General features: G+C 69.0%; 19 protein-coding genes. 8 read left to right on the top strand and 11 right to left on the bottom strand.

Features of this window, described 5'->3' with window-relative positions; all coding sequences use genetic code 11:
- Positions 1-60 precede the first annotated feature (60 nt).
- Positions 61-1,551: an ABC transporter substrate-binding protein gene (locus ACSQ9I_RS05835; RefSeq protein ID WP_093109039.1), complete on the top strand. Its 1,491-nt coding sequence runs from the start codon at positions 61-63 to the stop codon at positions 1,549-1,551.
- A gap of 55 nt (positions 1,552-1,606) precedes the next feature.
- Positions 1,607-3,013 carry an amidase gene (locus tag ACSQ9I_RS05830; RefSeq protein WP_436312536.1) on the top strand — a complete coding sequence of 469 codons (1,407 nt, stop codon included), beginning with the start codon at positions 1,607-1,609 and terminating at the stop codon, positions 3,011-3,013.
- Between the two features lie 24 nt (positions 3,014-3,037).
- On the opposite strand, the gene ACSQ9I_RS05825 is transcribed toward ACSQ9I_RS05830, so the two are convergent.
- Entirely contained in the window at positions 3,038-3,904 is an 867-nt protein-coding gene (locus tag ACSQ9I_RS05825) for a LysR family transcriptional regulator (RefSeq protein WP_436293916.1), read from the bottom strand.
- 108 nt (positions 3,905-4,012) lie between these two features.
- On the opposite strand from ACSQ9I_RS05825, the gene ACSQ9I_RS05820 reads away from it, so the two are divergent.
- A complete protein-coding gene (locus ACSQ9I_RS05820) occupies positions 4,013-4,411 on the top strand; it encodes a tautomerase family protein (RefSeq protein ID WP_436312535.1) in 399 nt (132 codons plus the stop codon).
- Positions 4,412-4,515: 104 nt separating this feature from the next.
- Positions 4,516-5,874, top strand: coding sequence for a tetratricopeptide repeat protein (locus ACSQ9I_RS05815; RefSeq protein ID WP_436312534.1), 1,359 nt, complete (start codon positions 4,516-4,518; stop codon positions 5,872-5,874).
- Between the two features lie 27 nt (positions 5,875-5,901).
- Here ACSQ9I_RS05815 and ACSQ9I_RS05810 read toward each other — a convergent pair whose 3' ends face one another.
- Positions 5,902-6,267, bottom strand: coding sequence for an SPW repeat protein (locus tag ACSQ9I_RS05810; protein ID WP_093109043.1), 366 nt, complete (start codon positions 6,265-6,267; stop codon positions 5,902-5,904).
- 112 nt (positions 6,268-6,379) lie between these two features.
- Here ACSQ9I_RS05810 and ACSQ9I_RS05805 point away from each other — a divergent pair, with 112 nt between their 5' ends.
- Positions 6,380-9,430: a transglycosylase domain-containing protein gene (locus tag ACSQ9I_RS05805; RefSeq protein WP_436312533.1), complete on the top strand. Its 3,051-nt coding sequence runs from the start codon at positions 6,380-6,382 to the stop codon at positions 9,428-9,430.
- On the opposite strand, the gene ACSQ9I_RS05800 is transcribed toward ACSQ9I_RS05805, so the two are convergent.
- On the bottom strand, positions 9,425-10,096 hold the full coding sequence (locus ACSQ9I_RS05800; RefSeq protein WP_436293920.1) for a histidine phosphatase family protein: 672 nt from the start codon (positions 10,094-10,096) through the stop codon (positions 9,425-9,427). The genes ACSQ9I_RS05805 and ACSQ9I_RS05800 overlap by 6 nt on opposite strands.
- A gap of 71 nt (positions 10,097-10,167) precedes the next feature.
- Here ACSQ9I_RS05800 and ACSQ9I_RS05795 point away from each other — a divergent pair, with 71 nt between their 5' ends.
- Positions 10,168-10,881, top strand: a complete 714-nt coding sequence (locus tag ACSQ9I_RS05795) for an alpha/beta fold hydrolase (protein WP_436302985.1) — start codon at positions 10,168-10,170, stop codon at positions 10,879-10,881.
- Here the strand turns inward: ACSQ9I_RS05795 and pcp are convergent.
- The 8 genes from pcp to ACSQ9I_RS05755 are packed head-to-tail and all read right to left on the bottom strand — an operon-like array spanning position 10,878 to position 18,142.
- Positions 10,878-11,519, bottom strand: coding sequence for a pyroglutamyl-peptidase I (gene pcp / locus ACSQ9I_RS05790; RefSeq protein WP_436315715.1), 642 nt, complete (start codon positions 11,517-11,519; stop codon positions 10,878-10,880). The genes ACSQ9I_RS05795 and pcp overlap by 4 nt on opposite strands.
- 20 nt (positions 11,520-11,539) lie before the next feature.
- On the bottom strand, positions 11,540-12,280 hold the full coding sequence (pxpA, locus tag ACSQ9I_RS05785; RefSeq protein ID WP_093109092.1) for a 5-oxoprolinase subunit PxpA: 741 nt from the start codon (positions 12,278-12,280) through the stop codon (positions 11,540-11,542).
- A 24-nt stretch (positions 12,281-12,304) separates the two neighbouring features.
- Positions 12,305-13,372, bottom strand: a complete 1,068-nt coding sequence (locus tag ACSQ9I_RS05780) for a biotin-dependent carboxyltransferase family protein (protein ID WP_436312532.1) — start codon at positions 13,370-13,372, stop codon at positions 12,305-12,307.
- Positions 13,372-14,025, bottom strand: coding sequence for a 5-oxoprolinase subunit PxpB (gene pxpB / locus ACSQ9I_RS05775; protein ID WP_436312531.1), 654 nt, complete (start codon positions 14,023-14,025; stop codon positions 13,372-13,374). The genes ACSQ9I_RS05780 and pxpB overlap by 1 nt, the downstream gene beginning before the upstream one ends.
- A complete protein-coding gene (gene coaD, locus ACSQ9I_RS05770) occupies positions 14,022-14,525 on the bottom strand; it encodes a pantetheine-phosphate adenylyltransferase (RefSeq protein ID WP_093109048.1) in 504 nt (167 codons plus the stop codon). Before coaD ends, pxpB begins: the two co-directional genes overlap by 4 nt.
- Positions 14,526-14,569: 44 nt before the next feature.
- A complete protein-coding gene (locus ACSQ9I_RS05765; RefSeq protein ID WP_436312530.1) occupies positions 14,570-15,211 on the bottom strand; it encodes an RsmD family RNA methyltransferase in 642 nt (213 codons plus the stop codon).
- A 40-nt stretch (positions 15,212-15,251) separates the two neighbouring features.
- A complete protein-coding gene (locus ACSQ9I_RS05760; protein ID WP_436312529.1) occupies positions 15,252-16,688 on the bottom strand; it encodes a M16 family metallopeptidase in 1,437 nt (478 codons plus the stop codon).
- Positions 16,689-16,702: 14 nt separating this feature from the next.
- Positions 16,703-18,142, bottom strand: a complete 1,440-nt coding sequence (locus ACSQ9I_RS05755; RefSeq protein ID WP_093109050.1) for a M16 family metallopeptidase — start codon at positions 18,140-18,142, stop codon at positions 16,703-16,705.
- A gap of 29 nt (positions 18,143-18,171) precedes the next feature.
- Between ACSQ9I_RS05755 and ftsY the strand changes: the two genes are divergently transcribed.
- Both ftsY and ACSQ9I_RS05745 read left to right on the top strand, forming a co-directional pair.
- Positions 18,172-19,290 (top strand): signal recognition particle-docking protein FtsY, encoded by a 1,119-nt coding sequence (gene ftsY / locus ACSQ9I_RS05750; protein ID WP_436312528.1) that lies wholly within the window; start codon positions 18,172-18,174, stop codon positions 19,288-19,290.
- Between the two features lie 61 nt (positions 19,291-19,351).
- Positions 19,352-19,813, top strand: coding sequence for a DUF962 domain-containing protein (locus tag ACSQ9I_RS05745; protein WP_093109052.1), 462 nt, complete (start codon positions 19,352-19,354; stop codon positions 19,811-19,813).
- The last annotated feature ends 57 nt before the right edge of the window (positions 19,814-19,870 follow it).

The following is a 19,870-nucleotide window of genomic DNA, read 5'->3' as shown; positions in this document are numbered from 1 at the left end:
CGCTCGCGCATGATGTAACGATTGCTTTCTTCTTCTCAGTTTTTTCCTGGAGCCCTGACCATGTTGAAACGCCGCACCCTTCTGACCACCGCCGCACTGGCCACCGTGCCGCTCGCGCTGCCGCAAGCGGCGCTGGCGCAGGGCCGCAAGGATTCGATCGTACTCGGCATGGCGCTGGAACCGCCGGGCCTGGACCCGACCGCGGGCGCCGCTGCCGCGATCGCCGAGATCGTGCAATACAACGTGCTGGAAACGCTGACCAAGATCAACGCCGACGGCAGCGTCACACCGCTCTTGGCCGAGAGCTGGGAGGTGTCGCCGGATCTGCGCACCTACACCTTCAAGCTGCGCCAGGGCGTCAAGTTCCAGAACGGCGAGCCCTTCAATGCGCAGACGGTCAAGTTCTCCTTCGACCGCGCCGGCGGCGAGAAGAGCACCAACAAGGACAAGCGCACCTTCGCCAACATGACAACGCAGGCGGTCGATGCCAACACCGTGGTGATCATCAACAAGGAGATCGACCCCGACCTCCTGTTCGTGCTGGGCCAAGCCACCGCCGTCATCGTCGAGCCCAAGAGCGCGGACACCAACGCCACCAAGCCGGTCGGCACGGGCCCCTACAAGCTCGACAGCTGGAGCAAGGGCTCTTCGCTGGCGCTGAGCAAGTGGGAGGGCTTCCGCAACCCCGGCGCGGCGAAGATTCGCAAGGTCACCTTCCGCTTCATTTCCGATCCGGCCGCGCAGGCCGCATCGCTCCTGGCCGGCGACGTCGACGCCTTCCCGCGCGCGGCGACGCGCATCGTTCCGCAGTTCAAGAACAACCCGCAGTTCCAGGTGATCCTCGGCGGCTCGCGCGCCAAGACCATCCTGGCCTTCAACAACAAGAAGAAGCCGCTGGACGACGTGCGCGTGCGCCGCGCGATCTCGGCGGCCATCGACCGCAAGGCCGTCGTCGAAGGCGCCGCCGACGGCTTCGGCGTGCCGATCGGCAGCCATTACGTGCCGGGCGCCACCGGCTTCGTGGACACCACCGCCGTCAATCCCTTCAACATCGAGAAGGCCAAGGCCCTGCTCGCCGAAGCCGGCGTCAAGACGCCGCTCGAACTCACGATGACGCTGCCGCCCCCGCCCTATGCGCGCCAGGGTGGCGAGGTGATCGTCGCGCAGCTGGCCAAGATCGGCATCACCGTGAAGGTGCAGAACGTCGAATGGGCGCAGTGGTTGAGCGGCACCTACGGCAACAAGGACTACGACCTGACGATCATCTCGCACGTGGAGCCCTTCGATCTCGGCAACTACGCCAAGTCGGACTACTACTGGGGCTACCAGTCGAAGGAATTCAACGCGCTGTTCGACAAGATCAAGACCACGCCCAATCCGGCCGAGCGCGTCAAGCTGCTCGGCGACGCGCAGAAGCTGCTCGCCGCCGACGCGGCCAACGGCTTCCTGTTCCAGCCCCAGTTCCCGACCATCGCGAAGAAGGGCGTGAAAGGACTCTGGAAGGACATGCCGATCTTCGCCAACGATCTGTCGGCGCTGTCGTGGTCGTGAGGCGCCGGGCCGCCCCCAAGGCGAATGCCGCAGCGCGCAGCGCGGAGGCTGCCGAGTGAGCACCCGCCTGTACGACCTGTCCGCACAGGAACTCGCCACCGCCTACCGCGACGCCAGCCTCTCGCCGGTCGAAGTCACGCAAGCCGTGCTCGATCACATCGCGCGCTGGGAGCCCCATCTGCAGGCCACCTGGCTGCTGCGCCCCGAAGCCGCGCTCGAACAGGCGCGCGCTTCGGAAGAGCGCTGGCGGCGCGGCGAGCCGCGCGGCCCGCTCGACGGCGTACCGACGACGATCAAGGAGAACATCGCGACGCGCGGCGATCCGATGCCGGCCGGCACGGCTGCCGTCGAACCGCGTCCCGCCGCGGCCGATGCGCCGCCGGCCGCTCGCCTCAAGGAAGCCGGCGTGGTGATCGTGAGCAAGACCACCATGCCCGACTATGGGATGCTGTCCTCCGGCCTCTCGAGCTTCCACACGCTGGCACGCAACCCCTGGGACCTGCGCAAGACCCCGGGCGGATCGAGCGCCGGCGCAGGTGCCGCAGCGGCCGCAGGCTACGGCCCGCTGCACATCGGCACCGACATCGGCGGCTCGCTCAGGCTGCCGGCCGGCTGGTGCGGCATCTTCACGCTCAAGCCCAGCCTGGGCCGGATCCCGATCGATCCGCCCTACATGGGCCGTGCGGCCGGCCCGATGACGCGCAGCGTTGCCGATGCCGCACTGATGATGCAAGCCCTGGCCCGGCCCGACGTGCGCGACAGCATGAGCCTGCCGGCGCAGGACATCGCGTGGTCCGAGTTCGATGTCGCTGCGGATCACCTGCGCGGCCTGCGCATCGGCCTTTTGCTCGATGCCGGCTGCGGCCTCGCGGTCGAGCCCGAGATCCGCGCGGCGGTCGAGCATGCGGCGCGCCTCTTCGAGCAGGCCGGCGCCATCGTCGAGCCGATGCAGCCCTTCATGTCGCAGGCCATGCTCGACGGCATGGACCACCTGTGGCGCATGCGCTCGCTGGTGGACATGAACGCGCTCCCGCCCGCGCAGCGCACGAAGGTCCTGCCCTACATCCGCGAATGGGCCGAGAGTGCAGCGGCCTTCAGCGGCGAACACGTGTTCCGCGCCTTCAGCCAGTTCCATGCGACGCGCGTCGCGGCGGTGGCGGCCTGCGCAAGCTTCGACTACGTGATCTCGCCCACCGCGCCGAACTCCCCGGCAGCCGCCGAACTGCCCTCGCCCACCAACGACCCGCTGCGGCCGCTCGAGCACATCGGCTTCACCGTGCCTTTCAACATGTCGGAGCAGCCGGCCGCGTCGATCAATTGCGGCTACACCAGCGAAGGCTTGCCGATCGGGTTGCAGATCGCGGGGCAGCGCTTCGACGATCTCGGCGTACTCAAGATCTCGCGTGCCTTCGAACTGATCCGCGAGCCGCAGCGGCCCTGGCCGGAACCGCCCGGCGCCTGAGCTTGGCGCTGCCGGCCCCGCACCTCAGACGAGGTGCGAAGCCAGCAGTTCACGCGCACGCGCGACGAAATCGGATTCGCCGCGCCGGGCCGGCAGGAAATGGAAGGCCACCCGCGGCAGCGCCGGCAGGCCATGCGGTGGCGGCAGGCGCGCCACGCCCTCGCACAGCGCCGATTCGTTGAGGCAGGCCACGCCCAATCCGGCCGCCAGTGCCGACTGCAGGCCGGCCACGCCCGAAGCCACGTGGGCCACCGCGTAGGGCACGCGCCGCTTCTGCAGCAGTTGCACCGTGAACTGGTGCAGCGAGCAGGTGTCGGGCAAGACCAGCAGGCGCAGCGGCTCGCCGCGTGCGATGCGCAGGCCGGCCGCGCCCATCCACGCCAGCGACTCGCGGCACAGCACCGGCGCATCCGACCTGGCCGCGGCGCCCGGCGTGCCGGTGATGCGCATCGACAGGCCGACGTCGAAGTCGCCCTTCGCATACCCGGCCTCGATCGCGCCGCTCTTGAGGATGCTCACGTGCAAACGCACCTGCGGATAGCTCTCGCCGAGGCGGCTCAACAGCCGGGTCAGATCGCCCGGCCTGAAATAGTCGGTGACCGCAAGCCGCAGTTCGCCCTGCAGCGTCTCGCCGCGCATGTCCCTGAAGGCTTCGTCGGAGAGCGCCAGAAGCCGATGCGCATGCGCCAGCAAACGGATGCCCGCTGCCGTGGGCGCCACGCCGGCCTTGCTGCGCGTCAGCAGCGACTGGCCGGCGCGCTCCTCGAGCTTGCGCATCTGCTCGCTGACGGCGGACTGCGAGAGGAAGATCTGCGGCGCCGCTGCCGTGAGGCTGCCCGCTTCGGTGACAGCGACGAAGGTTCTCAGCTGCTCGAGGTCGAAGGTCTGCATTGGCTCTATCCATTCGTAAAACAGATGACAAGCATCATATCTTCCCGCTTTTCCGATGTCATCGATCTTTCCACAATGGCGGCACCAACCACCGAAAAGGAAAGAACCATGCCTCACATCGTCATTCATCTCTCCGGCCAGCCCGACGCCCAGCTCACCCGCCGCACCGTCGACACGGTGACCGAACTGACCCAGACCGTGCTCGGCAAGAAGCTGCCGGTGATCGCCGTCGCGGTGCAGTACATCGCTGATGACGCCTGGTTCGTAGGCGGCCGATCGCTGGCCGAGCTCGGCAAGTCGGCCTTCCACCTGGACATCAGCATCACGGACGAGACCAACACCAAGGCGGAGAAGGCCCGCTATTTCCGCGAGATCCACGCCGCGATGGCAGCGCTGCGCAAGAACCTGCACGAGGTGTCGTATGTGCACCTGATCGACGCGCGCGCCGCGGCCTACGGCTACGGTGGCCTCACACAGGAGTACAGGCACCAGCAGGCCGGGGTGTGAGAAGCCCCCCGGCTTGCCACTCCGTGTGCTTCGCCACCCCCCGAGGGGGAGGCGCGGCCCGCCTTGGGGCGGCCCGGCGGCGCCCGCGCGGCAAAATAGGCTTCATGCAAGACAGCCTCGGCAACCCGGTCAGCCTGACAGACGCCGCCAGCCTGCGCGCGGTCAACGACTTCGTCGAAGGCTTCATCGCCTGCGAGGCGCGCGCAGTCGACGTGCTGGCCGCCGCGCAGGACGAGAGCCCGATCGTGCAGGCCTATTGCGCAACGCTGCACCTGTTTGCCGAATCGCGGGACGCCGCCTCCAACGCGCGCCCCTTTCTCGAACGCGCGCAGGCCGGCGCAGCGCGCGCCAGCTCGCGCGAGCAGCGCTACATCGCGGCGGTCGCGGCCTGGGCGGATGGCGACATCGCCCGTGCGATCGCGCTGCACCAGGAGCAGGCGCGCGAACATCCGCGCGACCTGGCCTCGGTCAAGCTCGGCCAGTACCACTGCTTCAACACCGGCGACTGCCCCGGCATGCTGCGGCTCACGCTGGCGGCGCTCCCCGCGGCCGCCGACGTGCCCTACCTGCACGGCATGGCCGCCTTCGGCTACGAGCAATGCCATCTGATGCGCGAGGCCGAAGCCAGCGCGCGGCGCGCCATCGCGATGGAACGCAAGGAGCCCTGGGCGCACCATGCGCTCGGCCACGTCATGCTGACCGAGGGCCGGCTCGCCGAGGGCCTGGCCTTCATGCAGGAGGTGAGCGGCACCTGGGTCGGGCTCAACTCCTTCATGGTCACGCACAACTGGTGGCACGTGGCGCTGTTCCTGATCGACCTGGGCAGGGACGACGAGGCACTCGCCGTCTACGACCGGGAGGTGTGGGGCGTGGTCAAGGACTATTCGCAGGACCAGATCGGCGCGGTATCGCTGCTCGCGCGCTTCGAGCTCGCGGGCATCGATGTGGGCGAACGCTGGCAGGACCTGGCCGCCTACCTCGCGCAGCGGCTCAACGACCACGTGCTGCCCTTCCTCGATCTGCAGTACCTCTACGGCCTGGCTCGCGCCGGACGGCCCGAGGCCGAGGCCTTGCTGCGCAACATCGAGGCCTACGCACCGCGTGCGCCGGCCTCGACGCGTGCCGCCTGGCAGCGCGTCTGCGTGCCCGCGGCGCATGGACTTCTTGCCCATGCGCGTGGCGACTTCGGGGCAACGATCGAATCGATGGGGCAGGCGCTCCCGCGCCTGATGGAGATCGGCGGCAGCCATGCGCAGCGCGACCTGTTCGAGCAGGTCTTCCTCGACGCGCTGATCCGCAGCGGCATCGAGGCCGCAATGGCCGGTGCCCAAGGCATCCTGCAGCAGCAGGTCAACGGGCAGCCGGAATCGCTGCGCCTGCGCCGGCAGGCCGATGCGGTCTACACCGCGCTGGGCTTGCGGGCGGCGGGCAGGTGGGCGCCGGCGGCGAAAGATCCCGCCTGAGCGCTATCCGCACGCGGGGTCACCCCGTCAGTGCGCGGTCCGGTCGTGCCACCAGCGGCTGTAGTCCTTGTCGGTCAGGAGCGTCCACAACGCCAGCACCAGGACCACGAGGCCGGTAATGACCGCCGTGAGCATGGCGTCGCCATGGGCGTTGAAGCCGAGCACCCAGGGGGACGCCATCAGCCAGAGCCCCAATGCCGCTTCGACCCACTCTTCCCAGGCCTGGGGGAGCAGCATGGCGCCGAAGGCCGCGGCGATGAGCGCCACGCCGACGATCACTGCGTTCGGCATGGCAGCAGCCTCGCCGGTGTAGCCCAGGATCCAGGGCGAAAGAGCCAACCAGACACCCAGCGCACCGTTGACCGGGTCTTGCCAATGCTTGAGTTGCATCATGGTCTGTACCTCCAGCCGGCAATAAGGCGCCGGCATCCGTTGGAGCCGCGCTTGGCAGCCGAGTTTCCGGCCTAGGGAGCTATGCCAAATAGCGCCGAAAGGAGCATCATTCATGCTGACGAACCCACGGTACGGGCTCATTGCGAGGCAGAGCGTGGCAAGGTTCAGAACGGTCTTCTGGCTCGGCGCGGCGCTCGCCGGGGTGGCTGCGCTCGTCGCATTCGCCGTGGACGAGCTCAAGACCTCGCGGCTGCAATCGGCGCTGTGGCACGACTATGCCCGCGACGCGCGCTTCAGCGTCGATGCCGGCGCCAGCGCCGCCATCCGTTTTCCCCATAGCGGACCCTACGACGAGCGCCTGGGCTACCGCCAGCTGCCCAACTACATCGAGCGCCTGCAGGCCCAGGGCTATGTGCTGACCCGCCAAGCACGCATGTCGCCGCGGCTGATCGAGCTGCACGAACGCGGGCTTTTCGGGCCTTACCGCGAGAAGAACCAGGCCGGCCTGACGGTGAGCGACTGCCGCGCCCAGACGCTGCTGCGCACGCGCGTGCCGCAGCGCGTGTACGAACGCTTCGAGGAGGTGCCGCCGCTCCTGGTCAATGCCCTGCTCTTCGTCGAGGATCGCCATCTGCTGGATGCCCAGCCGCCGCAGCGCAACCCCGCGATCGATCCGGAGCGCTTCGCGAAAGCCGCGCTCGAACAGATGCACCGGGCGCTCGACGTCACGCGCCCGGCCTCCGGCGGCAGCACGCTGGCCACGCAGATCGAGAAGTACCGCCATTCGCCTGGGGGTCGCACGGCCTCGGTCGGCGACAAGCTGCGCCAGATGGCATCGGCCTCGCTGCGTGCCTACCAGGACGGCGACGACACGCTGGCACGGCGCCGCCAGATCGTCGTCGACTACCTCGACACCGTGCCCCTGGCGGCACGCCCGGGATTCGGCGAAGTGCATGGCCTGGGCGATGGCCTGTGGACCTGGTACGGGCGCGAGTTCGGCGAAGTCAATCGTCTGCTGGCCGACACCGGCGGAGAGACGGCGCCCTCGGACGAGGTGCTGCGCCGCCAGGCCGTGGCGTTCAAGCAGGCGCTGTCGCTGATGATCGCGCAGCGTCGTCCCTCGCAGCATCTGCTCGGCAACGGCGAGGGCCTGACACGGCTCACCGACAGCTACCTGCGGCTGATGGGCGATGCGGGCATCATCGCGCCCGCGCTGCGCGATGCCGCGCTGGCAGTCCCGCTGCAGCAGCAGGCCGAGTTGCCGGCGGCGCCGCGCCCGGACTTCGTGCAACGCAAGGCGGTGAACGCGTTGCGCACCCATGTGTCCACGCTGCTGGATGTGCCGCGTGCCTACGACCTCGAACGCCTCGACCTCGAAGCGGAAACCAGCCTCGACAACGAGGCCCAGGCGCTTGCCATCCACGCGCTGACCAGGCTGCGCACGCCCGCCGCGGCGAAGTCGGCAGGGCTCATCGGCGATCACCGGCTGGATCCGGGCGCGAATCTCAGCCCGCTGATCTACAGCTTCACGCTGTATGAGCGCGGCGCGCACGCGAACCTGCTGCGCGTTCAGGCCGACAACATCGATCAGCCCTTCGATGTGAACCAGGGCGCCCGGCTAGATCTCGGCTCGACGGCCAAGCTGCGCACGCTGGTCAGCTACCTCGAACTGGTCGCCGAGCTGCATGAACGCTGGGTCGGGCTCGACGCGCCCGCGCTCTCCGCGCTAAAGCCCAGCGATCGCGATCCGCTCGGCACGTGGGCACGGCAGTACCTTCTGCACGCCAAGGACCGCAGCCTTGCACCGATGCTGGAGGCTGCAATGCAGCGCCGCTACTCGGCGAGCGAAGGCGAGGCCTTCTTCACCGGCGGCGGCCTGCATCACTTCGAGAACTTCGATCGCACGCACGCCGCCGCTTCGATGACCGTGCAGGAAGCCTTCAATCATTCGGTCAACCTGGTATTCATCCGGTTGATGCGCGACATCGTGTACCACCGGATGTTCGGCGAAGCCACCGACGGCCAGCGCCTGCTGCAGGATCCGGCCGACCCGCGCCGCCGCGAGATGCTTGCGCGCTTCGCCGACAACGAGGGCTCGGCCTACCTCGCGCGCTTCCATCGCAAGTACAAGGGCAAGTCGGCGGCCGAGGCCGAAGCGCTGCTGCTGCGCGGCGTGCGGCCATCGGCGCCGCGCCTCGCGAGCGTGCTGTTCACGATCGAACCCGAAGCCGGCGATGCGCAGCTCGACGAACTGCTCGCGCGCAAGCTCGGCCGCGGTGCCGGCTCGCCGCGCGCACTGCGTGCGCTGCGCAACACCTATGCCGGTTTGTCGCTCGCCGACCGCGGCTACGTGGCCCGCGTGCATCCGCTCGAGCTCTGGCTGGTCGGCTTCCTGCGGCAGCAGCCGGACGCGACGCTGGCCCAGGCGTTGGACGCCAGCGCGCGCGAGCGCCAGGAGGTCTATGCCTGGCTCTTCAAGACGCGCCACAAGAGCGCGCAGGACCGGCGCATCCGCGAGCTGCTCGAGCGCGACGCCTTCGCGCAGGTCCATCGCTCATGGCAGCGCCTGGGCTACCCCTTCGCGTCGTTGACGCCCTCGTACGCGAGCGCGATCGGCGCATCGGGCGACCGGCCCGCGGCGCTGGCGGAACTGATGGGCATCCTGGTCAACGACGGCGCGCGGCGGCCGGTGCAGCGCGTTGGCGCACTGCACTTCGCACGCGACACGCCCTACGAGAGCCGGCTCGAACAGCGTGGCCCGGCCGCCCTGCAGGTGCTGCCGCCCGAGGTGGCCGCGACGGCGCGGCGGGCGCTGTTCTCGGTGGTGCGCGAAGGCACGGCACGGCGCCTGAAGGGTGCGCTCGTGGGCGCAGACGGCCGCGCGATCGAGATCGGCGGCAAGACCGGCACCGGCGACCATCGCTACGAACTCAGGGGGCGCGGCGGCCAGGTGATCGCCGAGCGCAAGATCGGCCGCTCGGCCACCTTCGTCTTCATGATCGGCGATCGCTACTACGGCACGATCCTGGCGTACGTGCGCGAGCCCCACGCCGCGCGCTACCGCTTCACGAGCGCGCTGCCGGTCCAGTTGCTGAAGTCGTTCGGGCCGCAGTTGCTGCCGGTGCTCCAGCGCAATGGGTGCGGCGACAACGGGCGGTCATGACTTCTTGAGATGGCGGCTCTGGTCGTAGGTGGGCTGCGGCGGCAGATCGGCCAGGTGTCGCGTGTCGGCCCAGTCGACGATCTCGATCTGTTCTGGCGCCGCGGCGTCGGCCATGCGGATGCGATTGAAGCCCGCATTGGGAATCTCGCTCTGGCGCGGCCCGTTCAAGCCCAGCCCGCGCGCGGTGCGCCAGACCATGTCGAGCACGCCGCCGTGCGTCACCACCAGCACCTTCTGTCCCGCATGGGCGCCGGCGATGCGGCCCAGCGCCTCGATGATGCGCGCGTGGAACTGGCGCGCCGACTCGCCTTCGGGCATGGCATGGTCTTCGCGGAACTGGAGCCAGTCTTCCCAGGCGCGCGGATGCAGGCTCTGGATCTCGTCGGCGCGCATGCCTTCGACGATGCCGAAGTGCTGCTCGCGCAACGCGGCCGAGGTGAGGATCTCGAGTTCGAGCTGGCGCGCGGCCGGCGCCGCCGTCTGCTGCGCGCGCATCAGGTCGCTGCTGATCAGGTGCTGCACCGGCTCGCCTGCGAGCCGCAGTCCGAGCCGGCGTGCCTGCTCATGGCCAAGGTCGTTGAGGGGGACGTCGATGTGGCCTTGAAAGCGGAGTTCGCGATTCCAGTCGGTTTCGCCGTGGCGGATCAGGATGATTTCGGTGGACATGGTCTGGCCTCTATTCTCCTCGCAGCAGATGTCAGCATGTAGGCAGCCGTTTCTTCGCGGAGAATCCACCGATGTCCCGTCTTGTCCTGTTGCCCGGCCTCGCCTGCGACGAGCGCCTCTGGGAGGCGCAGCTGCCTGCCCTGCCCGCCACGCTCGACGTGCATGTGAGCGACGCCCACATGCGCCACGAGCGCATCGAAACCATGGCCGAAGCCGTGCTGCGCGAGCATGCCGGCCCGCTGATCCTCTGCGGTGCCTCGATGGGCGGCATGATCGCGCTGGAGGCCGCGCGCCAGGCGCCAGAGCGCATCGCGGGGCTCGCGCTGCTCGGCACCAATGCGCGGCCGGAAACGCCGGACATGTACAAGCTGCGCGAATCGGCGATCGAGCTCTTCGAGCGTGGTGAGGCGCGCGACGTGATCGAATTCAACGCGGGCTTCGCCTTTCACCCGACGCAGGCCGGCGACAAGGCGCTGGTGCAGCGCTATGTCGAGCTCGTGCTCGATGCCGGCGCGCAGCAGTTGATTCGCCAGAACCGCGCGCTGATGCAGCGCCCCGATGCGCGCCCGCATCTGCCCTCCTTGCGCTGCCCCGTGCTCGTGGTCTGCGGCGACGGCGATCGCTTGACGCCGCCCGAATGCTCGCAGGAAATCGCGCAGACCGTGCCGCGGGCCGAACTCGTGTGGGTGGAGGAATGCGGTCACATGCTGACCATGGAAAAGCCCGCCTTCGTCAATGCCGCGCTGATTCCGTGGCTCGAGCGCCTGCTGTTGGCAAGAGCCTAGTTCAACTGCCCGCCCGTTTCGCGCACATCCTCGCGCACCGCGAGCGATGTGGCGACCGCGATGCGCAGCGCCGCGATCACGGTGTCGAGCGCCATGCTCGGTGCGCCCGGAAAACGCGCCGCCTGCTCCGGCAGATAGGGGGTGTGGATGAAGCCACCGCGCATGCCCGGCACCGGCCGCGTCGCGATGCGGTGCATGAGGCCGAAGAACAGGTGGTTGCAGACGAAGGTACCGGCCGTGTTCGACACCGCGGCCGGGATGCCTACAGCGCGCAGATCGCGCACCATGGCCTTGATCGGCAGGCTCGAGAAATAGGCGACCGGCGCGCCCGCCACCACGGGCTCGTCGATCGGCTGGCAGCCCGCGTTGTCGCAGATGCGGCCATCGTCGATGTTGATCGCGACGCGCTCGGGCGTGATCTCGCTGCGGCCACCGGCCTGGCCGATGGCGAGCACCAGTTGCGGCCGCAGTTCGTCGATGGCGGCATCGAGCTCGGTGAGCGCCGCGCCGAACACGCAGGAGATGCGGCGCGCATGCACCGCGGCGCCTTCGCAGCGCCAGCCGTCGAGCGTGCGCACCGCTTCCCATGAAGGATTGAGCGCTTCCTTGTCGAAGGGCTCGAAGCCGGTCAGCAGCACGTTCACGGCGCGCGACGAAATCAGACCGTGGCAGCGACCGCAATGCCCTCGGTCGCGAGGCGCTCGCGGATGCGCTTCGCAAACTCCAGCGCATGCGCGCCGTCGCCATGCAGGCAAACGGTCTGCGCATTGACGTCGACCACCGTGCCGTCGATGGCGGTCACCTTGTGATCGCGCACCAGGGAGAGCGTCTGCGCCAGCGATTGCTCTTCATCCTCGATCAGGGCGCCGGGCCGGCTGCGCGGCACCAGGCTGCCGTCGGGCATGTAGCCGCGGTCGGCGAACACTTCCTCCACCGGCTTCAGGCCGGCGCGCTCGGCGGCGCTGATCATGCCGCTGCCCGCAAGCCCGAAGAAGCGCAGGCCGGGGTCGAAGCGCCGCACCGCTTCGCAGATCGCCTCGGCCAGCACCGGGTCCTTCACCGCCTGGTTGTAGAGCGCACCATGCGGCTTGACGTGCGCCAGCGTGCCGCCTTCGGCCTTGACGATCGCCGCCAACGCGCCGACCTGGTAGAGCACGCCGGCAACGATTTCTTCGGGCGGCAGCTGCATTTCGCTGCGGCCGAAGTTCTCGCGGTCCGGGAAGCTGGGGTGCGCGCCGATCGCCACGCCGTTGGCGATGGCCCAGCGCACGCACTGGCGCATGGTCTTGGCGTCGCCCGCATGCCAGCCGCAGGCGATGTTGGCCGAGCTCACGAGGCGAAGCAGCGCTTCGTCGTTGTCGCAGCCTTCGCCGAGATCGGCGTTGAGGTCAATCTGCATGGTCATGCCTCCCGCAGAGCCGCCTCAGGGGGCAGCGAATACACGAAGTGATGAGCCTGGGGGTTCATAGGCTTCCTTGGGGGAATTTTGCGCTGTCGTGCGCCAGCCTGCAGACGCCAGGGCTTGCGCCACCTGCGCCAGGTAGCGCTGCTGATCGGCCCAGGCTTCCAGCGCCGCTGCAGCATCGACCGGCGCGAGCCGCAGCCGGCCGTTGAGCGGCGCCCGCGCGAGCTTCCAGAGGTCGGCCCGGATGACGACGCCGATGCGCGGATAGCCACCGGTGGTCTGCGCATCGCCCATCAGGATGATCGGTTGCCCCGAGGGCGGCACCTGGATCGTGCCGGGGATCACCGCCGAGGACAGCATGTCGGCGCTGCGCTTACGCTTGAGCTCGGGGCCTTCGAGCCGGTTGCCCATGCGATTGCTCTGCGACGTGGTGCGCCAGGGCTCACGCCACAGCAGTTCGCGCGAGGCCACGGTGAACTGCTCGAACTCGGGGCCGGGCATGACGCGCAGCACCAGCGCGCCGTCGTCGTCGTGCTCCCACTCGGGCGCGCGCAAACCGAAGGCGCGGCGCGCCATCTGTGGCGCATCCAGGGCCGGCACGCCCAGGGGCAACCGGTCGTTCTTCTTCAGCGCCCGGCCCAGAAGGCCGCCGAAGCCGGCCTTCAAGTCGGTGCTGCGCGAGCCGAGGACCGGCTGCACATCGATGCCGCCCGCCACCGCCAGCCAGCTGCGCAGCCCTTCCTTGGAACTCCACTGGTTGGCACCGCCCAGCTTGAGCACCTGGCCCGCCGCCACCGGAACGCTCCAGCAGGGCCACAGCGGCGCACCGTCGAGCCGGGCGCCGAAGTCATCGCCGGCCAGGGCGATGCGGGTGGGCGATTCGAACCGGATTTCGCAGCCGCCCATCGTGAGCTCCAGGCCGGCCGCGCCGTCGGCATTGCCGACCAGCCGGTTGGCCAGCGTGAGGGCCAGCGCATCGAGCGCGCCGCCCGGGCAGATGCCCTGCTGGCGATGGCCGTAGCGGCCCAGGTCCTGCACCGAGGCCAGCATGCCGGGGCGCAGGATCGTCAGGGAGGCGCTCGACATCACGCGTCGAGGCTTTCCACGAGGAAGCGCACGCGGTCGCCAGGGCGCAGCAGGGTCGGCTCCTCCGCGCGCGGGTCGAAGAGCTCGAGCGAGGTCCGCCCGATCAGTTGCCAGCCGCCCGGCGACACCAGCGGATAGATGCCGGTCTGCTCGCCGCCGATGCCGACCGAGCGGGCCGGCACCGCGACGCGGGGTTCGGCACGCCGCGGCGTCGCCAGCTCGGGCGGCAGCCCGCCCAGGAACGCGAAGCCCGGCAGGAAGCCGAGCAGGTAGACGATGTATTCGCCGGCACTGTGGCGCCGCACGACCTCGGCCGGCGTCAGACCGGTGTGCGCAGCCACGTCGGCGAGGTCAGGGCCGGCCTCGCCGCCATAGGCGACCGGAATCTCGATCTCGCGCCCCTGGATCGAGGTCGCGGCCAGTTGCGGCCACGCGGAAAGCACCTGCATCTCGAGCTCGGCAGCATCGATCTGCTCCGGGTCGAACAGCAGGCTCAGGTTGTTCATGCCGGGCAGGACTTCGTGGACGCCGCGCCACTGCAGCGCTTCGGTCGCCAATGCCCAGATCTGTTGCTGCTGTGCCAGCGTCGCCGGTGCGGGGAGTTCGCACAGCAGTGCGGCGTCACCCAGCGCATGGAGACGGGGCGGCGTCATTCGCGGCCGAGGCTCCGCACCTTGGCCATCAGGCTGTCCTGGACGTTGGGCGAAACGAACTTGTCGACCTCGCCGCCAAGCATCGCGATCTCGCGCACGAAGGTGCTCGAGATGAACTGGTACTTGTCGCTGGGCGTCAGGAACACTGTTTCCACATCCGGCATCAACGAACGGTTCATGCCGGCGAGCTGGAACTCATAGTCGAAGTCGGTCACCGCGCGCAGGCCGCGCACCATGGCCTTGCCGCCCCGCGCGACGACGAAATCGCGCAGGAGTCCCGAAAAGCTTTCCACGGTGACCTGGTCGCTGTACGGCTGAACCGCCGTGCGCGCCATGTCCATGCGTTCCTGCAGCGTGAACAAGGCCTTCTTGTGATGGCCGGCCGCCACCGCGACGATGACCTTGGAAAACAGCTGGGTCGCTCGGCGCACCACGTCTTCATGACCGAGCGTCATGGGGTCGAAGGTGCCGGGGTATACCGCGATCACGTTGCTGGACATGGTGGCTTCCTCCTCATGCAGTTGATGCGGCCTGATCCGGCGGATTATGCAGTGCTGTCAGTCGCAAGTATCAGGAGATGCGCATGCACCGCGCCGGCCTTGAGATAACGATAGGCCGCGAGCCCCAGCGCGGCCAGTTCCTCGTCGCTCCAGCGACGAGCGGCTTCGAGATAGATCACGCCCCCTGGCTGCAGGGCACGCGCGGCGGCGCGCAGCGCGGGCTCGTACAGCGCCGCGTTCTCGAAGGGCGGATCGAGGAAGACCGCATGTGCGCTGCCGGCCGGCGCGCGTTCCAGCGCGGTGACGCCGTTGCCGCGCTCGATGCGCACCGCTTCGGCCGCCAGCTTGGTCTTCAATGTCTGCAGTTGCGCCACCAGCGCCGCGTCCTGCTCGCACAGCAGCACCGAAGCGGCGCCGCGCGATGCGGCTTCGAGGCCCAGTGCGCCGGTGCCGGCGAAGGCGTCGATGCAATGCCAGCCCGGCAGCTCGCCGCCGCCGGCGCCCGCCAGGCTCGCAAGCCAGTTGAACAGCGTCTCGCGCACGCGATCGGGCGTTGGGCGAAGGCCGGGCTTGTCGGCCACGGCAAGGCGCGTGCGCCGCCATTGGCCGCCGATGATGCGGATGGCGCGGGGCGCCTTCGCGAGCTTGGGCGATGCAGGGGGTGTGGTTCGGGCTATGGCTTTCACGCGCACAGCTTAACGTCAGCCACGCATGAGCTCTTGCCCCTCAAGGCTTGCCGCCTACCACCACCGTCACCATCCGCTCGGGCTGCAGCTTGCGCGCGAATGCGGCCTTGATGTCGGCCGCGGTGACCGCGTTCATGCGCGCGGTCCAGGTGTCGAGATAGTCGAGCGGCAGATCGTTCCACGCGATGTTGGACACGTTGCCGAGCAGCTTGCGGTTGCTGTCGAGCAGCAGCGGGAAACCGCCGATCAGGTTGTCCTTGGCAGCCTTGAGTTCGACCGCGGTCGGTCCCTCGGCAACGAACTTCGCGAGCACCTCGCGCGCGACCTTCACCGCTTCCGCGGCCTGGTCGGGGCGGGTCTGGAAGCCGATGCGGAAGGCGCCCGCGTGCAGCCCCGGCGAGAAGCTGCTGTAGACGCTGTAGGCCAGGCCGCGCTTCTCGCGCACCTCCTCGGTCAGGCGCGAAACGAAGCCGCCGCCGCCGAGGACGTAGTTGCCGAGCGTGAGCGCGAAATGGTCCGGGTCGCTGCGCGGGTAGCCGGGCTGGCCGATCCACACGTGCGCCTGCGCCGAATCGAAAGGCAGGCGTTCCTCCTTCGCCGCGGCGAGCGCGGCGACCTGCGGCACGGGCGGCAACGCGGTGCAGCCGCCGGGCTCGGTCGCCATGGGCAGGCGCGACAACAGCGTGGTTGCGATAGCCTCCGCCTGCGCGCGCGTGACCGCGCCCACGATGCTGAGCTTGGCGCGGCAAGGCAGGATGAGCTGCTCGTAGCGCTGGCGCATCGTGGCGACGTCGATCTGCGCCAACGTGGCCTCGGTCGTGTCCTGGCCATAGGGATGCGTGCCGTAGACCGCCTGCGAGAAGGCGCGGCCGGCGATGGTCGCGGGTTTGGTGTTGGCTTCGCGGATCGACGCGTTGAGCTGTTCGCGCTCGCGCTTCCACACGTCTTCGGGAAAGGCCGGTTCGCCGATTTCGCGCGAGGCCAATCGCACCGCCTTGTCGAGCAATGCTGGCTGAGACAGCGTGCGCAGCGAGAAGCTCATGCGGTCGGAGCCTGCGCTGGCATCGAAGTTCGCGCCCAGATCGGCCCAGGCTTCGCCGAGCGCGTTCTCGTCCATCGCCGCGTCATAGGCCCCCAAGCTCGGCACTGACGTGTCCTCGCTGCCCCCCGAGGGGGCTGTCCCGCTTTGGGGCGGCCCGGCAGCGGGACGCCCGCTCGCGCGAATACCCTTCTCGACCATGCCGGCCGTCACGCCCGCCAGGCCGGCCTGCGCGGGCGGATCGCGCCGGCTGCCGGCGTCGAAATCGATCTGCACATCGACGATCGGCAAGGCGTTGGTGGCGGCGAGATAAATCTTCGCGCCGTTGGGCAGCGCCCAATGCTCGATCGGTATGGCGGCCTGGGCGGAGGCGCCGAAGAGGACCGATGCGCCCGCCAGCACGGCGCTCAGCAGAGTCTTGTTCTTGAGAGACAGCATGAAGCGGAACCCTTTCAGCGCAGCTCGCCGGCCGGCGCTGCAAAGCCGCGCGGGCGGCGATTCGTCTCGGGCGGCAGCGGCCGCAATGCGGCGGCGGTCAGCTGTTCGTCGCCGAAGTACTTGGCAGCCACCGCCTGCACCTGCTCGGCAGTGACGGCCTGCAGCCGCGCGATGATGCGTGCGCTGGCGTCGAGCGGCAGGCCCTGAATCCAGTTGCTGCCGAGTTCGCGCGCCTGCGACATCACCGAATCGAGCTTGTAGGTTTCGCTCGCTACCCACTGGGTCTTGACGCGCGCCAGCTCGGCCGCGCCGATGCCCTCGCGCGCGATCAGCGCCACCTGCGCGCGCAGCGCGGCCTCGACCGCTTCAGCGCTCTTGCCCGCGGCCGGCACGCCGTCGAGCACGAAAAGTTGCGGGCCGCGGCCGACGAAGCCCGCGTACGCGCCGGCCGAATCGGCCACGCGGTCCGGACCCTGCGTCAGCGCGCGGTCGAGCCGCGCACCGGGGTAGCCGTCGAGCACCGCGGACAGCACCACCAGCGCATAGGAATCGCTCGCACCGTCGAACTGGTCGGTGGCCGGTATCTGCGGCACCCGGAAGGCGAGCGAGACGTAGGCCTGCTCGGCCGGCGCCTTGAACTCGATGCGGCGGATACCGCGTTGCGCGGGTTCGATGCGGGGCTTGCGCTCGGGCACCGCGCGGCTCGGAATGCGGCCGTAGTACTTCTCGGCCATGGCGCGCACTTTCTCGACGTCGACATCGCCCGCCACCACCACGGCCGCGTTGGCCGGCACGTACCAGCGCTGGAAGAAGGCGCGCGCATCGGCCGGCGTCATTGCATCGAGATCGCTCATCCAGCCGACGATGGGCCGGTGGTAGGGCGAGGCGATGAAGACGGCGGCGTTCTGCTGCTCGCCGAGCAGGGCGCGCGGCTGGTCGTCGGTGCGCAAGCGGCGCTCTTCCTTGACGACCTCGATCTCGCGCTTGAACTCGTCGTCCGGCCACTGGCTGTTCGCGAAGCGGTCGGACTCCAGCTTCATCACCTGCTCCAGCTTGTCGGCCGGGATCTGCTGGTAGTAGCCGGTGTAGTCGCGCGTGGTGAAGGCGTTCTCGCGCCCGCCGAGCGCGGCGACGCGGCGCGAGAACTCGCCGGCCTTCAGTTCTTTGGTGCCCTTGAACATCATGTGTTCGAGCACGTGCGCCACGCCCGAGGTGCCGTCGACCTCGTCGATCGAGCCGACACGCACCCAGAGCATCTGCACCGCGGTCGGCGCGCGCCGGTCGGGCTTGACGATCAGGGTCATGCCGTTGGCGAGGGTGAACTGTCGGGCTTGGGCAGGGACGGAGGCGGCCGGCAGGGTTTGCTGCGCAAGTGCAGGCAGGATCGGCAGTGCGAACAGCACCGAGGCCAGCACCGCACCAGACGCAGCGCGGCGTGGCGAGGGGTGTTTCATAGAATGGCTCGGATTGTAAAAACCCCCCAATGTTCAGTTTCTTCAAGAAAAAACCGCCGGCCGAGAGCCCTGCCCTGGCACCTGCGGCTTCGCCGGCCCCACCGCCTGTCGAGCCGCCGCCGCCCGCCAAGTCGGTCTTTTCGCCCTCGAGCTGGTTTTGCGGCAAGCCGTCTGCCGACGAGCCGCCGCCAGCCCCCGCTGCCGCGCCCGCACCACCGCCCATCGAAACGCCCCCAGCCGAGGCCGAGCAGCGCAGCGGCTGGCTCGGCAAGCTCAAGACTGGCCTGCGCAAGACCGGCAACAGCATCACCGCGGCCTTCGTCAATGCGCAGATCGACGACGCGCTCTACGAGGAGCTCGAAGCCGCGCTGCTGATGGCCGACACCGGCGTCAAGGCCACCGAGCACCTGCTCGAGGATCTGCGCCGCCGCGTCAAGAGCAGCATGGCGACCGAGGCCTCGCAGGTCAAGCTGCTCCTGGCCGACGCCATCGCGGACCTGCTGCGCCCGCTGGAAAAATCGCTGGTGATCGGCGAGCACACGCCGACCGTGATCATGGTGGCCGGCGTCAACGGCGCCGGCAAGACCACCTCGATCGGCAAGCTCACCAAGCACCTGGCCAACGAGGGCGCTTCCGTGCTGCTGGCCGCGGCCGACACCTTTCGGGCGGCGGCGCGCGAGCAGCTGCTGGTCTGGGCCGACCGCAACACGGTCGAGATCGTGAGCCAGGAAGGCGGCGACCCGGCGGCCGTGAGCTTCGATGCGGTCAATGCCGGCAAGGCGCGCGGCAAGGATGTGGTGCTGGTCGACACCGCCGGCCGGCTGCCGACGCAGCTGCACCTGATGGACGAGCTGAAGAAGATCAAGCGCGTCGTCAACCGGGCCGACGCGAGCGCGCCGCACGAGGTGCTGCTGGTGATCGACGGCAACACCGGGCAGAACGCGCTGGCCCAGGTCAAGGCTTTCGACGAGACGCTGGGCCTGACGGGCCTCGTCATCACCAAGCTGGACGGCACGGCCAAGGGCGGCGTGCTGTGCGCCATCGCCCGGGAGCGGCCGATTCCGGTCTATTTCATCGGCGTCGGCGAGAAGCTGGAGGACCTGGAGACCTTCAAGGCGCGCGAATTTGCCCAGGCCCTGATGGGCTAGCGTCCGCGGCCCTGCTTCTGGCATCATCTTTCGGGGCCGCAGAGCCCGCCAGGAGACTGCCATGCACATCGCCGACACGCCCTTGACCGGCACCGACCGCAAGGTCGACCGCCTGCTTGCCCACTACGGCGAAAGCCACCAGAACCCGACCAACGAGGCGATCCACATGGTCGCCATTCCCGCGATCATGTTCAGCATCGTCGGCCTGCTGTTCGCGCTGCACCCCTGGGTGGCCTACGCCTTCGTCGCGGCCAGCCTGGTCTACTACGCGACGCTGCGCTCGCCGGCCTTCCTGGCCACGATGCTGATCGGCACGGTGCTGCTGCTGGCCGTGGTGCATGCGATGGGAGACCTTGTGTTGCCGGTTTCCGCCGTCATCTTCGTCGTGGCGTGGATCTTCCAGTTCATCGGCCACAAGATCGAAGGCAAGAAGCCGTCCTTCTTCGAGGACATCCAGTACCTCTGGGTCGGCCCCTTGTTCGTGCTGTCGCGCCTCTTCTTGCGGCTCGGCCTGCGCTGGTAGACGGGAAACCTTTCCCGGTCACCCGGATCAGACACCGTCTCATCCAAATGAGGACGG

It is taken from the genome of Variovorax sp. LjRoot84 (genome assembly GCF_964254305.1).
GTDB lineage: Bacteria > Pseudomonadota > Gammaproteobacteria > Burkholderiales > Burkholderiaceae_C > Variovorax.
This window is presented reverse-complemented; position numbering and strand designations above follow the sequence as displayed.

Coding starts and splice junctions, on each gene's coding strand:
- ACSQ9I_RS05805 (WP_436312533.1), top strand. CDS start 6,380: ATGCTGACGAACCCACGGTACGGGCTCATTGCGAGGCAGAGCGTGGCA.
- pxpB (WP_436312531.1), bottom strand. CDS start 14,025: ATGACGCCGCCCCGTCTCCATGCGCTGGGTGACGCCGCACTGCTGTGC.
- coaD (WP_093109048.1), bottom strand. CDS start 14,525: ATGTCCAGCAACGTGATCGCGGTATACCCCGGCACCTTCGACCCCATG.
- ACSQ9I_RS05745 (WP_093109052.1), top strand. CDS start 19,352: ATGCACATCGCCGACACGCCCTTGACCGGCACCGACCGCAAGGTCGAC.
- ACSQ9I_RS05810 (WP_093109043.1), bottom strand. CDS start 6,267: ATGATGCAACTCAAGCATTGGCAAGACCCGGTCAACGGTGCGCTGGGT.
- ACSQ9I_RS05780 (WP_436312532.1), bottom strand. CDS start 13,372: ATGTCGAGCGCCTCCCTGACGATCCTGCGCCCCGGCATGCTGGCCTCG.
- ACSQ9I_RS05815 (WP_436312534.1), top strand. CDS start 4,516: ATGCAAGACAGCCTCGGCAACCCGGTCAGCCTGACAGACGCCGCCAGC.
- ftsY (WP_436312528.1), top strand. CDS start 18,172: ATGTTCAGTTTCTTCAAGAAAAAACCGCCGGCCGAGAGCCCTGCCCTG.
- ACSQ9I_RS05835 (WP_093109039.1), top strand. CDS start 61: ATGTTGAAACGCCGCACCCTTCTGACCACCGCCGCACTGGCCACCGTG.
- ACSQ9I_RS05755 (WP_093109050.1), bottom strand. CDS start 18,142: ATGAAACACCCCTCGCCACGCCGCGCTGCGTCTGGTGCGGTGCTGGCC.
- ACSQ9I_RS05760 (WP_436312529.1), bottom strand. CDS start 16,688: ATGCTGTCTCTCAAGAACAAGACTCTGCTGAGCGCCGTGCTGGCGGGC.
- ACSQ9I_RS05795 (WP_436302985.1), top strand. CDS start 10,168: ATGTCCCGTCTTGTCCTGTTGCCCGGCCTCGCCTGCGACGAGCGCCTC.
- ACSQ9I_RS05825 (WP_436293916.1), bottom strand. CDS start 3,904: ATGCAGACCTTCGACCTCGAGCAGCTGAGAACCTTCGTCGCTGTCACC.
- ACSQ9I_RS05800 (WP_436293920.1), bottom strand. CDS start 10,096: ATGTCCACCGAAATCATCCTGATCCGCCACGGCGAAACCGACTGGAAT.
- pxpA (WP_093109092.1), bottom strand. CDS start 12,280: ATGCAGATTGACCTCAACGCCGATCTCGGCGAAGGCTGCGACAACGAC.
- ACSQ9I_RS05820 (WP_436312535.1), top strand. CDS start 4,013: ATGCCTCACATCGTCATTCATCTCTCCGGCCAGCCCGACGCCCAGCTC.